General features: G+C 67.3%; 12 protein-coding genes. 8 read left to right on the top strand and 4 right to left on the bottom strand.

Annotated features, from left to right (window positions below):
* Positions 1-15: 15 nt before the first annotated feature.
* The 4 genes from C7C56_RS18270 to C7C56_RS18255 all read left to right on the top strand — a co-directional run bounded on the left by C7C56_RS18270 (position 16) and on the right by C7C56_RS18255 (position 4683).
* Positions 16-402 (top strand): DUF3224 domain-containing protein, encoded by a 387-nt coding sequence (locus tag C7C56_RS18270; protein ID WP_229458852.1) that lies wholly within the window; start codon positions 16-18, stop codon positions 400-402.
* 287 nt (positions 403-689) lie between these two features.
* Complete coding sequence (locus C7C56_RS18265; protein ID WP_106758799.1) at positions 690-3176, top strand: ABC transporter permease; 2487 nt, start codon at positions 690-692, stop codon at positions 3174-3176.
* A gap of 32 nt (positions 3177-3208) precedes the next feature.
* Positions 3209-3895 (top strand): ABC transporter ATP-binding protein, encoded by a 687-nt coding sequence (locus C7C56_RS18260; protein ID WP_106758798.1) that lies wholly within the window; start codon positions 3209-3211, stop codon positions 3893-3895.
* Positions 3896-3918: 23 nt separating this feature from the next.
* On the top strand, positions 3919-4683 hold the full coding sequence (locus tag C7C56_RS18255; RefSeq protein ID WP_106758797.1) for a hypothetical protein: 765 nt from the start codon (positions 3919-3921) through the stop codon (positions 4681-4683).
* A gap of 86 nt (positions 4684-4769) precedes the next feature.
* On the opposite strand, the gene C7C56_RS18250 is transcribed toward C7C56_RS18255, so the two are convergent.
* Complete coding sequence (locus tag C7C56_RS18250) at positions 4770-5162, bottom strand: MAPEG family protein (protein WP_106758796.1); 393 nt, start codon at positions 5160-5162, stop codon at positions 4770-4772.
* A 290-nt stretch (positions 5163-5452) separates the two neighbouring features.
* Between C7C56_RS18250 and C7C56_RS18245 the strand changes: the two genes are divergently transcribed.
* Together C7C56_RS18245 and C7C56_RS18240 are read left to right on the top strand one after the other, a co-directional pair.
* Positions 5453-7213, top strand: coding sequence for a M14 family metallopeptidase (locus C7C56_RS18245; RefSeq protein ID WP_106758795.1), 1761 nt, complete (start codon positions 5453-5455; stop codon positions 7211-7213).
* Positions 7214-7247: 34 nt separating this feature from the next.
* On the top strand, positions 7248-7493 hold the full coding sequence (locus C7C56_RS18240; RefSeq protein WP_146204542.1) for a hypothetical protein: 246 nt from the start codon (positions 7248-7250) through the stop codon (positions 7491-7493).
* Between the two features lie 43 nt (positions 7494-7536).
* Here the strand turns inward: C7C56_RS18240 and ttcA are convergent, their stop codons facing one another.
* Genes ttcA through C7C56_RS18225 form a run of 3 tightly spaced genes read right to left on the bottom strand, consistent with a single transcriptional unit; the run spans position 7537 to position 9672 of the window.
* On the bottom strand, positions 7537-8460 hold the full coding sequence (ttcA, locus tag C7C56_RS18235; RefSeq protein WP_229458854.1) for a tRNA 2-thiocytidine(32) synthetase TtcA: 924 nt from the start codon (positions 8458-8460) through the stop codon (positions 7537-7539).
* Between the two features lie 26 nt (positions 8461-8486).
* The gene (locus C7C56_RS18230; protein ID WP_106758792.1) at positions 8487-8888 is read right to left on the bottom strand and encodes a dihydroneopterin aldolase; all 402 of its coding nucleotides are present in this window, start codon (positions 8886-8888) and stop codon (positions 8487-8489) included.
* Between the two features lie 13 nt (positions 8889-8901).
* On the bottom strand, positions 8902-9672 hold the full coding sequence (locus C7C56_RS18225; RefSeq protein ID WP_106758791.1) for an SDR family oxidoreductase: 771 nt from the start codon (positions 9670-9672) through the stop codon (positions 8902-8904).
* 41 nt (positions 9673-9713) lie between these two features.
* Between C7C56_RS18225 and C7C56_RS18220 the strand changes: the two genes are divergently transcribed.
* On the top strand, positions 9714-10874 hold the full coding sequence (locus C7C56_RS18220; RefSeq protein ID WP_106758818.1) for a class I SAM-dependent methyltransferase: 1161 nt from the start codon (positions 9714-9716) through the stop codon (positions 10872-10874).
* 323 nt (positions 10875-11197) lie between these two features.
* Positions 11198-12092: J domain-containing protein (locus tag C7C56_RS18215; RefSeq protein ID WP_106758790.1), on the top strand; the 895-nt coding region annotated here is incomplete at its 3' end.

Raw genomic sequence — 12092 nt, 5'->3', positions numbered from 1 at the left:
CGCTTCATGACGTACATGGCCAAAGGGAGTTTCTCGATCACGCTGCAGCCTCCGCCGGCCGGCGAGGGCGTGGACCGACTCTCGGTGGGACGCATGTTGATCGACAAGCGCTACCTCGGCGACCTCGAAGCCCGTGGCCAGGGTGAGATGCTTTCTGCGGGCAATCCGTCCGCCGGCTCGGCCGCCTACGTGGCGATCGAGCATGTGACGGGCGTTCTTGGCGGGCGCAAAGGCAGTTTCGCCTTGCAGCACGCCGGCACCATGCACGGCGGTGTGAACGAGCTGACCATCAACGTCGTGCCGGGCTCCGGCACGGGCGAACTGGCGGGCATCGTCGGCCAGCTCAAACTCGATCTGGTTGACCGAACCCACTGCTATACGCTCGATTACACGCTCGAGTGATCGCTTTTGTCGTGCGCTGATTTCGCCTCCATAGGGGGTAGAAGCAGCGTGAAACCGATTCCCCAAAAAATATACTCCCCCGTCGTCCTCGCCGATGCGGGGACGATGTGGTGGTTTGCGAATTTCACTTGGCGTAGCCGCACCACTCCCGGCGCGGCCATTCCGTCACTCCGTGCCACAGCCAATCCGCCACCCGTCGGCCATACCGTCGATTCATCGCAATCCCCGGGCGCCGCCCGCGCGGCTGCGCCATCCTGCACCCTATCTTCTGTTTAGCGGGGCGGGCCATGTTCAAACTATCACTGACGATGACGCTGCGCGACTGGCGCGCCGGCGAGCTGCGCTTTTTGCTCGCCGCGCTGGCGCTGGCCGTCGCCTCGCTGTCATCGGTCCACTTTTTCACCGAGCGCATGGGGGAGGGACTGCGGCGCGACGCCCACCAGTCGCTCGGGGCCGACCTGGTCGTCAACACGGTGGCGCCGTCCGACGCCGCCTGGCGCGACGAAGCGGCGCGGCGCGGCCTGCGCAGCGCCGGCTTGGTCGAATTGACCAGCATGGCGATCGCCGGCGAGGGCGACGACGCCGTCTCGAAGCTGGTCGCGCTCAAGGCGGTCGGCGTCGGCTATCCCTTGCGCGGGACCCTGCGCCTGCGGCAAGGCGCGCTGACGGCCGCCACCAGCGACATTCCCGCGCCCGGCACCGCCTGGGTCGACGCCCGCCTGCTCACGGAACTGAACCTGCGCCCGGGCGACCAGATCGGCCTTGGCGACATACGCGTGACGATCACGCGCATCATCGCGTCCGAGCCGGACCGCGGGCCCGCCTTCATGGCGAATGCGCCGCGCGTGATGATCGGCAGCGCCGACCTGGCCGCCAGCGCGCTGGTGCAGGGCGGCTCGTATGCCGACCACCGCCTGCTGGTGGCCGGCGACACTGGCGCCGTCGCGGCATACGGGGCGTGGCTCAAAACACAGCTCGGCGGCCGCGCGGGCGTGGAGGTAGAAACGCTCGCCACCAAGAGCGCGAGCGCCGGCGAGACGCTGGCCCGCGCGGCGAGCTTCCTGTCGCTGGTCGGCCTGCTCTCGACCATGCTCGCGGCCGTGGCCGTGGCCATGGCCGCGCGCCGCTTCATGCTGCGCCATGCCGACGCCTGCGCCATGCTGCGCTGCCTCGGCCTGACCCAGGCGCGCGTGACGCTGCTGTACCTGATCGAGTTTGCGCTCATCGGCCTGGCCGCCAGCGCGCTGGGCGTGCTGGCCGGATTCGCCGGTCACTTTGTGCTCATCGAGTGGCTCGGCACGCTGATAACGAGCGAGCTCGCCGCGCCGGGCGCTGCGCCGGCGCTGCGCGGACTGGCCATCGGCATGCTGCTGCTGGTCGGCTTCGGCATGCCGCCGATTCTGCAGCTGCGCAACGTGCCCCACAACCTGCTGCTGCGCCGCGAAAACAGCGCCCCCAAAGCGCTGACGCTGGCCACCTACGCGATGGGGCTCGGCGTGTTCGTCGGGGTGCTGCTGTGGCAGGCCGGCGACGTCAAGCTCGGCCTGATGACGGCCGCCGCCTTTGTGCTCGGACTGGGCCTGTTCGCCGCCGTCGCCTTCGGCGCGGTCGCCTCGCTCAAGTATGCGCGCGGCGCGCTCGAGCACGGCGCATGGCGGCTGGCGCTGGCCGACCTGCGCCGCAGGCCCGGCGCCACCGTCACCCAGGTGGTCGCGCTGGCGCTCGGCCTGATGGCATTGCTGTTGCTGACGATGGCGCGCGGCGACCTGCTCGCCGCCTGGAAGAACACCGCGCCCGCGGACGCGCCAAACCACCTCGTGTTCAAGATCCAGCCCGGGCAGCGCGACGCCGTGGCCGCCCGCATGCGGGCGTACGGCCAGCCGGTGCTGCACCCGCTAATCCTGGCGCGGCTGGTCGCCAACAACGGCACACCGTTCGACCCGGCCAAGCTCGAGCACAAGCGCGACAAGGAGATGCTCAGGCGCGAGATCGACGTCAGCGCCACCCTGCTGCCCGCATCGAGCACGATCAGCGCCGGTCACTGGTTCAAGGCGGCGGCGACGCAGCCCGAAGTGTCGGTCTCGCGCGGCTTCGCCAAGGTCTTCAACCTCAAACTGGGCGACCGCCTCACGCTCGACGTGGCCGGCCGCGAGGTCACCGCGGCCATCACCAGCCTGCGCAAGATCGAACAAAAAACGCGCGGCGCCGATTTTTCGATGATCCTGAACGCGGCCGCCGCCGACGGGCTGCCCGCCACCTACGTGACGGCGCTGCATGTGCCGGCCGCCGAGCGCGGCTTCGCCGACGCGCTCTCGCGCGACTTTCCGAATCTGGTGGTGTTCGACACCGGCGCCATGGTGGCGCTGTTCCAGGGCGTGCTTGACCAGGTCAGCGCCGCGATCGAGTTCCTGTTCCTGTTCACGCTCGCCTCCGGCATGCTGGTGCTGTACGTGACCCTGGCCGCGTCGCAGGACGAGCGCATCGCGCAGGCCGCGCTGCTGCGCGCGCTCGGCGCCAGCCGCCGCCAGCTCGCGCGCGCGCAGTGGATCGAGTACGCGCTGATCGGCGCCCTGGCCGGCCTGCTCGCCGCCGCCGGCGCCTCGGCGGCCGGCTGGGCGCTGGCGCGCTTCGTCTTCAAGCTCGACTGGCAATTGTCGCCACTGCTGTGGCTGGCCGGCGTGCTGGCCGGGGCGGTGTGCGCACTGCTGGGCAGCTGGGCCGGTCTGCGCGCGGTGCTCAACCGGCCGCCGCTGGTCAGCCTGCGCTTCAATTAACCGAATCAATTGAATTTTCGATTGGAATCAACATGAGTGATATGAACATTCCCGCCAGCACGGCGATCGAGGTGCGCGGCCTTTCCAAGCGCGTGGCCGACGCTTCTGGCGAACTGACCATTCTCGATAATGTCGAACTAAGCGTGGGCGCCGGCGAAACGCTGGCCATCGTCGGCGCCTCGGGCTCGGGCAAATCGACCTTGCTCGGCATTCTTGCCGGACTCGACCTGCCGACCCTTGGCAGCGTCAGCCTGCATGGGGCCGACCTGTTCGGGCTCGACGAGGACGGCAGGGCCTTGCTGCGCCAGCGCCAGCTCGGCTTCGTGTTCCAGTCGTTCCAGTTGTTGCCGCACCTGAGCGCGGTCGAAAACGTCATGTTGCCGCTCGAATTGCGGGGCGAACGCGGCGCGCGCGAAAAGGCCGAGAAAATGCTCGGGCGGGTGGGCCTTTCGGCGCGGCTGCGGCACTATCCCAAGTTCCTGTCCGGGGGCGAGCAGCAACGCGTGGCGCTGGCGCGCGCTTTCGTGACCGAGCCGCCGCTGTTGCTGGCCGACGAACCGACGGGCAGCCTCGACGCGGCCAGCGGCGACGCCGTCATCGACCTGATGTTCGCCCTGAACCGCGAACGCGGTTCGACCCTGGTCATGGTCACGCACGACCGCGCGATCGCGGCGCGCTGCGGCCGGACCGTGACCATGCGCGCGGGGCGCTTGCAGTGATTAACAATTATAAGAGGCATCAAATGACGAAGACACTACTGCTACTGCCACTGCTTGCGGCGCTGTGCATGGCTGGCGGCGCCGCGCGCGCCGACGGCCTGAGCGACCTGAAGGCGGCGCTCGAGCACGGCAGCAAGGCGACCCCGGTCAAGGGCCGGATCGAGGCGCGCGTCGTGCGCCGCCTGGGCGAGGGCGCGTCCGCGGTCGAAACCACCGGCCGCGCCAACATACAGGTCAGCGACGGCGCCGGCGGCCTGGCGCTGAGCTATGGTGAGGGCCTGCTGGCGCAGGTGAGGGCCGAGCAAAGCGCCAGGGCCAAAGACCCCGACATCAAGACCCCGACCCTGCACACCTTGGGTGAACTGGGGACCGGCGAGGTGCTGTCGCTGCTGTCGGCGGCGCCGCGCATTTTGCGCAGCCTCGAAAAAGCGCATTTCAAAAGCGAGCGCGCGGCCACCCACAACGGCAAACCGGCGCGCCTGCTCAGCTTCGACATCCCGATCGAGACCTTGAGCAAGCGCGACCGCAAGTACGCCAAGCGGCTCGACTCGGTGTACGAGATCTGGATCGGGCCCGACGGCACCCCGCTGGCGAGCCGCAAGCGCCAGACCGTGTGGGGCAGGGCGTTCGTGGTGATCACCTTCGAGGCGACCACCGAAGAGTACAGCACCTACGGCCTGGTCGACGGGCGGCTGGTCGCGCTGCGCATCGACAGCCACGACAAGGCCGAAGGCATGGGCGAGCGCGACGAAACCAAGTCCGTCAAGACGCTGCAGGTGCAGTCCTGAGCGATTCGGCTTGGGAGCCCGAGAACGGCTCCTTGGGGTTGGGAGCCGTGAACGACTCCCTAAGTCCGACAGGCTGCTAGACCTAGCTAGGCCAGGATCGCCTTGAAGATCATCACCAGGCCGACGATCGACACCGTCCAGACCAGCGTGCGCAATATCGGAATGCCCGCCGCGTACACCGGCACATAGACCACGCGCGCGCCGAGGTAGAGCATGGCGCCGTTGACGGTGGCCTCGCTTTCGCGCCCCGCCACATGGGCGATCAGCACGGCGGCGGCGAACAGCGGCAAGGTCTCGAACAGATTGGCCTGCGCGCGCTGCAGCCGCGCCGTGATTTTTCCCGGCGGCGGCGCCGCATCGTCGCGCGCGCCCATGTTGTGGCCGATGCCGGTCTCGCGCGTGCGCATTGCGCTCGCTAGGGCAATCTGCACGATTGCAAGTACCAGCGTCCAGGCCAAAATGGTCAGCGTCGTCGTCATCGGGGTTCCTAAATTCGTCGGCGTCCGGGTGGGCCGCTCGTGAGGCAGGATAACCTACTCTTACACCTTCCTCGCGCACGCGGTGGGCATGCGCCACCGCCTTTTCGGCGACGACGCGCGTTTTTGTCATTTCCGCTCCACCGCCACGACTGCCGGCGCGGTCTTTACACCGCCGGCCCGTTCTGACGGCCTCATCAGAGTTGCGATGCTCTCATGCAAACACGACTATAATTTCCGGCACGGCGGGTCCGCCCCCGTACTACCCACCCCAATTTGCTGGAGCCTTACCGATGATCCGTTCTGCACTTCTGCTTGCCCTGTTGAGCGCCTTGCCGCTGTCCCACGCCGCCCCCGACCTGAGCACCGTCTCGGAACGCTCCGGCTTCAAGCACACCGGCCGCTACGACGAGGTAATCAAGCTGTGCAAGGACTTCCAGGCGGCGTATCCAAGGCAGGTCAGGTGCATCGAATTCGGCCGCACCCCCGAGGGGCGCCCGATGCTGGCGCTGGTGGCCACCCGCACCGGCGCGATGACGCCGGCGGCCGCGAAAAAGCGCGGCCTGCCCGTGGTGCTGGTCCAGGGCGGGATCCACGCCGGTGAAATCGACGGCAAGGACGCCGGCTTCCTGGCGCTGCGCGAAGTGCTCGAAAACCGCGCCGCGCCCGGTTCGCTCGAGAAGCAGGTGCTGCTGTTCATCCCGGTGTTCAATATCGACGGCCACGAACGGTTCGGCAAATGGAACCGCCCGAACCAGCGCGGCCCGGTCGAAATGGGCTGGCGCACGACGGCGCAGAACTTCAACCTCAACCGCGACTACGTCAAGGCCGACGCGCCCGAGATGCAGGCCATGCTCATGCTGGTCAACGCCTGGGATCCGCTGGCCTACATCGACCTGCACGTGACCAACGGCGCCAAGTTCAAGCACGACGTCTCGATCCAGGTCGAGCCGGTCCACGCGGGCGACGCCCAGTTGCGCAAATCGGGGCTGGCGCTGCGCTCGAACGTCCTGGCCGACATCGCCGCGCAAGGCGCGCTGCCGCACGCGTTCTACATGTCGTTCGCCGACACCGACGAGCCGATGTCCGGATTCATCGACAACGTCTCCAACCCGCGCTTCTCGACCGGCTATTTCCTGATGCGCAACCGGATGGGAATGCTGGTCGAGACGCACGCCTGGAAGGACTACCCGACCCGCGTGCGCATCACGCGCGACACCGTCGTGTCGGTGCTGGCGCAGGTGGCAAAGCACGGTGCGGCGTGGCAGGCGGCGGCGCGCGAGGCCGACCTGCGCGCCTCGCAGGTGGCGGGACAGCCGGTCGACCTGTCGTACAAGGCGACCGACAAGGTGCGCCGGATCGACTTCCGCGGCTACGAGTACACCCGCAGGATGTCCGACGTCTCCGGCATCTTGATGACGCACTACGACGAAACCAAGCCGCAGATCTGGAATGTGCCGCTGCGCGACGAGATTTTGCCTTCGCTGACCATCAACGCGCCGGGCGCCGGCTATATCGTGCCGGCCGCGCACGCGGCGATGGTGGCGCACAAGCTGACCCTGCACGGCATCGCCTACCGCACGCTGGCGGCCGACCTGCCGGGCTTCGAGGTCGAGGCCTACCGTGCCGACAAGACCACCTTCGCCCCGGAATCGATGGAGTCGCACCAGCGCCTGACGGTGCAGGGCAAGTGGGCGCCCGAGACGCGCAAGGTGGGCAAGGGCGCGCTGTACGTGCCGATCGCGCAGCCGAAGTCGCGCCTGGTGATGTCGATTTTCGAGCCGCAGGCGCCGGACTCGATGCTGGCATGGGGCGTGTTCAACAACGCCTTCGAGCGCAAGGAGTACATGGAGGAGTATGTCGCCGAGGACGTGGCGCGCGAGCAGATGGCGGCCGATCCGGCGCTGGCGGCGGCGTTCAAGCGCAAGGTCGAGACCGAGCCCGAGTTCGCCAAGAACGGCCATGCGCGGCTTGAGTTTTTCGCGCGCCGCCACAGTTCGTGGGATGAGCGCTTCAACCTGTACCCGGTGCTGCGCGCGAACGTGGCGCCGTGAGGGTTCCAGCACTTAACACGCCAGGATGGAAACGATGATCACCGACCCCGACACCGCCAAGAAAATCAACGCGCTCCTGCTCGAAGTCTCCCGGCTGCTCGACGCCTCGGCCGGCATCATGGCCGAAAGCGCTTGCAGCGCCTCGGAGAAATCGAACTACATCAGCGTGGTCGGCCAATTGCTATCGATCATCGGCCTCGACGCGCTCAACGAGATTTACAAAATGCATCCGCATCTTTTGCCGGATGGGTACTATCTGCCGGGTGCTGGGCAGGAGTGACGTGGGACCGGTGGGCACTTCGCGATTTCCACCGCCGCCCCGGTCAGCCGTTCTGCAAAACAATCGTCCCCGGCATGCTGGTCGGCGTCGAGCACGGCTCGTCATCAAACGCGATATCGCCGAGCGGGCTGGCCACGCCATCGGCCTTGAGGTCCTTGAAGCCGAACATGTTCGGATCCATCAAATGCGACGGCACCACCGTCGACAGCGCCGAGAAGATGCTCTCGACCCGCCCCGGATGCTTCTTTTCCCACTCGCGCATGAGCCCCTTGATCTGCTTGCGCTGCAAGTTCTCCTGCGAGCCGCACAGGTCGCACGGGATGATCGGGAACTGCTTGACCTCGGCGTAGCGCGTCGAATCCTCCTCCTTCACATACGCCATCGGCCGGATCACGATGTGCTTGCCGTCGTCGGACTGCAGCTTGGCCGGCATGCCCTTGAGTTTGCCGCCGAAAAACATGTTCAGGAAGAAGGTCTCGAGGATGTCGTCGCGGTGGTGGCCCAGCGCGATCTTGTTGCAGCCGAGTTCGTTGGCGACGCGGTACAGGATGCCGCGGCGCAGGCGCGAGCACAGCGAGCAGGTGGTCTTGCCCTCGGGGATCAGGCGCTTGACGATGCTGTAGGTGTCCTGGTTCTCGATATGGAACGCGACGCCGAGTTTTTCGAGGTAGGCGGGCAGGATGTGCGCCGGAAAATTGGGCTGCTTCTGGTCGAGGTTGACCGCGACGATGTCGAAATGGATCGGCGCGCGCTCGCGCAGCGTCAGCAAAATGTCGAGCAGGGCGTAGCTGTCCTTGCCGCCGGACAGGCACACCATGACCTTGTCGCCGTCCTCGATCATGTTGAAGTCGCCGATCGCCTGGCCCACCTGGCGGCACAGGCGCTTGTGCAGCTTGTTGTTCTCGTGCGCGATTTTTTCGCGCTGCTTCGAGTTCAACTCGGCCTGTTCGGCGCTCTGGGCGTCCATCTGCGCCGCGTTCTGGAGTGGCGCGTTCATAGCGTGCCTTCCTTGATCTGGAAAACCTCGACGCCCACGCCTTCGCAGTCGGGATAGACGTCCGGCTTCATGGTCGACACGCGCACCGCGCGCACCCGCGGGTGCGCCAGCATGGCGCGCACGACGTCGTCGCACAGCGTCTCCTGCAGGTGAATATGGCCCTGCGCCATGCGGCGCGCGATGGTCTCGCGCATGAAGTCGTAGTCGACCACCTCGTCGAGCTGGTCCTCCTTCGGGGTCGACAGCGCCAGCGGGATGTACAGCTCGACGTTGATCAGCACACGCTGCTCGCCCTTCTTTTCGAAGTCGTGCACGCCGATGTTGACCATCACTTCGTAATTGCGCAGGAACAGCCGGCGGCAATCGCTCAGCAGGGGGTGGGACAGGGCGGACAGCATAGTGGTTACCTTTTTATTTTGCGATGAACATCACGTCGCGCGGAACGGGCTGCAGATGCTGCCCGCCGTCGACAAGAAGGGTGGTGCCGGTCAGCGCGCGCGCCGCCGCCACGTAGCAGACGGCGTCGGCGACGTCTTGCGGCGTGCTCGAACGGCCCAGCGGCGTGTTGGTGTGCGCCTTGGCGAAAGCGGCCTCGGTCTGGTCGCCCGACACCATGGTCAGGCCCGGCGCGACCGCGACCACGCGCACCTTCGGCGCGAGCGCCTGCGCCAGCATGGTCGTCGCCGTGTGCAGCGCCGCCTTGGACAGCGTGTAAGACAGAAAATCTGGATTGAGATTGTACAGTTTCTGGTCGAGCAGGTTGATCACCACGGCCTGCGATCCGTCGGGGGTGGCCGCGTGCAGCGCCTGGGCCAGCAAGATGGGCGCGCTCACGTTGGCCTGCATGTGCTGCGCCAGCAGCGCCGGCGAGAACGCGGTCGCGCTGTCGTATTCGAACTGCGAGGCGTTGTTGACCACGCAGCCGATCGGCCCGAGCGCGGCTGCCGCCTGCGCGAACAGGGCCCGCACCGCGGCCTCGTCTTCGAGCTCGCACTGGAGCAGCACGGCGCGCCGGCCCAGCGCGGCGACCTCGTCGGCGGTTTCCTGCGCCTCGGCCCGCGAGGAGCGGTAATGGACGGCCACGTCCCATCCGGCCGCGGCCAGCCCGAGCGCGATCGCGCGTCCGATGCGGCGCCCGGCGCCGGTCACCAGCGCTGCGCCCTGCCTTTGTGTCGATGTCAAAATTGCTGATCCCTCTGAATATTTTTGGCTACAATGCCGGCATGTCCCTACCCGAACCAGACAAGGACGCGCTGGCCGCGTCCCACGCCCTGCAGAACGCGATCGCCGCCGAGATAGAACAAGCCGGCGGCGCCATTTCGTTCGCCCGATTCATGGAGCTGGCGCTGTACGCGCCAAATCTTGGCTACTACAGCGGCGGCGCCGCAAAACTGGGCCGCGACGGCGACTTTACGACCGCGCCCGAGATAACGCCCCTGTTCGGGGCCGCGCTGGCGCGGGCTGCAAGCGCTATTATCGCCCAAAGCGCGCCGCCGATCCCATTCCACATCCTCGAGTTTGGGGCCGGCACCGGAAAGCTGGCGCGCGACGTGCTCGCGGCGCTGGCAGTGGACGGGGTCGAGCTGGCGAGTTATTCGATCATCGAATTGTCGGGCGAGCTGCGCGCGCGCCAGCAGGAGGCGCTCAAGGACTTCCCGCAGGTGCGCTGGCTCGACGGTTTTCCGGCCGCCTTCGAAGGCGTCGTGCTGGCCAACGAGGTGCTCGACGCGATGCCGGTGCAGCTGGTCACGCGCAGCGGCGGCGGCTGGCGCGAGCTGATGGTGACGATCGAAAACGGCGCTTTTTGCCATATGGAGCAGGCGCCCGACGCGGCGCTGGCGGCGCAACTGGAGCGGCAGGTGCCGGATGCGCACGCGCTGCCCGACGGCTATGTGACCGAGGTGCATGCGGTCGCCTGCGGCTTCATGGCGTCGCTGGCGGCCATGCTGGGCGCCGGCCGCGGCGCCGCGATCCTGTTCGACTACGGCTTTCCGGCGCACGAATACTATGTCGACCAGCGGGTCGGGGGCACCTTGATGTGCCACTACCGCCACCGCGCCCATCCCGATCCGTTCTTCCTGCCGGGGCTGCAGGACATCACGGCCCACGTCGACTTCACGGCGATGGCGCTGGCGGCTCAGGATGGCGGGCTCGACGTGCTCGCGTACATGAACCAGGCCGCGTTTTTGCTGGGCGCCGGCATCGGGGAGCTGCTGCTGCGCACCGACCCGCAGGACGCGCTGCGCTACCTGCCGCAGGCCAACGCGGTGCAAAAATTGTTGTCGCCGGCCGAAATGGGCGAGTTGTTCAAGGTGCTCGTGCTAGGCCGCGGCGCCACCCTGCCGCCCGCGCTGGCGCGGGCCGACCGCAGCCACCGGCTGTGACGCCCCCCGTAATTCCTGCCTCTCCACGTCATCCCCGCGCCCCCCCCTACGTCATTCCTGCCATTGGCAGAAATGACTCCCCGCGAAAGCGCAAACGCATGCGTATACCCTATACTGAGCTTGCCTAACGACGCAGCTCGCATCATCAGGCCCGGAAACTAGAGAAACCATCACCCCCCAATCCCAGCATCTTGCGCCACGGCCACAAACCCGGCTATTCTGTACCACCGTGCGGGGGGCCGTCCCGATATCCGCATCGGCTATGATGCAAACAGCAAGCAAACATCAAGCAAACATCGGGCAACCCGGGATAAAGCGCGACCATGGCCAAGATCCACACGCACTATGACAACCTGAAAGTGGCGCGCATGGCGCCGCAGGAAGTCATCCGCGCGGCCTACAAGGCGCTGAGCCAGAAGTACCATCCCGACAAAAACCCCGGCGACGAAAAATCGGCCCGCATCATGGCCATCGTCAACAGCGCCTACGGAATCCTGTCCGACCCCGAGCGGCGCAAGGAGCACGACGAGTGGATCGCGGCCGAGGAATGGGAAATCGCCTGGCTCGAAAGCACGCGCGCCGAAGAGAGCCGCGAAAAGCCGCGCGCCGAAGCGCCCACCACCCATTCCTGGGACCTGCCACCGAGCCCGCCACCACCGTACCGCGCCACGCGCGACCCGGCCTGGTGGTTCGGCATCGGCGTGGCCCTGACTGCCGGGCTGGCCGGCGGCATATTGATCATGAACGAGCCGAACGTGCTGCCGCGGGCGCTCGCCTCGGCGCTGGGCGCGCAACCGCCGCGCGTGGAAACGGCGCGCGTGCCGCCGCTTGCTGTCCCCGCGCCGGCCGCGTCCGCACCCGCCCCGGCGGAGGTGGTGGCGGACGACTGGGCCACCGGCGCGCGCGGGCCGAGCCGGGTGAGGGCGCTGGGCGTGACCCAGCTCATGGTGCCGCCGCGCGTGCCCAACTGCGACACCGAACTGCACACCCTGGTCGCGCCCAACGGCGAACCCTGGCCCGCTAGCTCGGGCTATGTGAACGGCTATCCCTTGTCGAACCAGGGCGCTGAGATGGAGGTGCGGGTCGACAACACGGGCAATTCCTCGCCCGTGTTCGTCAAAATCTATGACCTGGACCGGCGCGCGAACGTGCGCCATGTGTATGTGCTGGCCGGCGACACGCTGGCGGTCGACAAGCTCAGCGCCGGTAGGTATGAGG

The sequence above is a fragment of the Massilia glaciei genome (genome assembly GCF_003011895.2).
Lineage (GTDB): Bacteria > Pseudomonadota > Gammaproteobacteria > Burkholderiales > Burkholderiaceae_D > Telluria_A > Telluria_A glaciei.
This window is presented reverse-complemented; position numbering and strand designations above follow the sequence as displayed.

What these genes read in the sequence shown, in the direction of transcription:
- C7C56_RS18270 (WP_229458852.1), top strand. Translation starts at nt 16, where the DNA reads ATGGCCAAAGGGAGTTTCTCGATCACGCTGCAGCCTCCGCCGGCCGGC.
- C7C56_RS18265 (WP_106758799.1), top strand. Translation starts at nt 690, where the DNA reads ATGTTCAAACTATCACTGACGATGACGCTGCGCGACTGGCGCGCCGGC.
- C7C56_RS18260 (WP_106758798.1), top strand. Translation starts at nt 3,209, where the DNA reads ATGAGTGATATGAACATTCCCGCCAGCACGGCGATCGAGGTGCGCGGC.
- C7C56_RS18255 (WP_106758797.1), top strand. Translation starts at nt 3,919, where the DNA reads ATGACGAAGACACTACTGCTACTGCCACTGCTTGCGGCGCTGTGCATG.
- C7C56_RS18250 (WP_106758796.1), bottom strand. Translation starts at nt 5,162, where the DNA reads ATGACGACGACGCTGACCATTTTGGCCTGGACGCTGGTACTTGCAATC.
- C7C56_RS18245 (WP_106758795.1), top strand. Translation starts at nt 5,453, where the DNA reads ATGATCCGTTCTGCACTTCTGCTTGCCCTGTTGAGCGCCTTGCCGCTG.
- C7C56_RS18240 (WP_146204542.1), top strand. Translation starts at nt 7,248, where the DNA reads ATGATCACCGACCCCGACACCGCCAAGAAAATCAACGCGCTCCTGCTC.
- ttcA (WP_229458854.1), bottom strand. Translation starts at nt 8,460, where the DNA reads ATGGACGCCCAGAGCGCCGAACAGGCCGAGTTGAACTCGAAGCAGCGC.
- C7C56_RS18230 (WP_106758792.1), bottom strand. Translation starts at nt 8,888, where the DNA reads ATGCTGTCCGCCCTGTCCCACCCCCTGCTGAGCGATTGCCGCCGGCTG.
- C7C56_RS18220 (WP_106758818.1), top strand. Translation starts at nt 9,714, where the DNA reads ATGTCCCTACCCGAACCAGACAAGGACGCGCTGGCCGCGTCCCACGCC.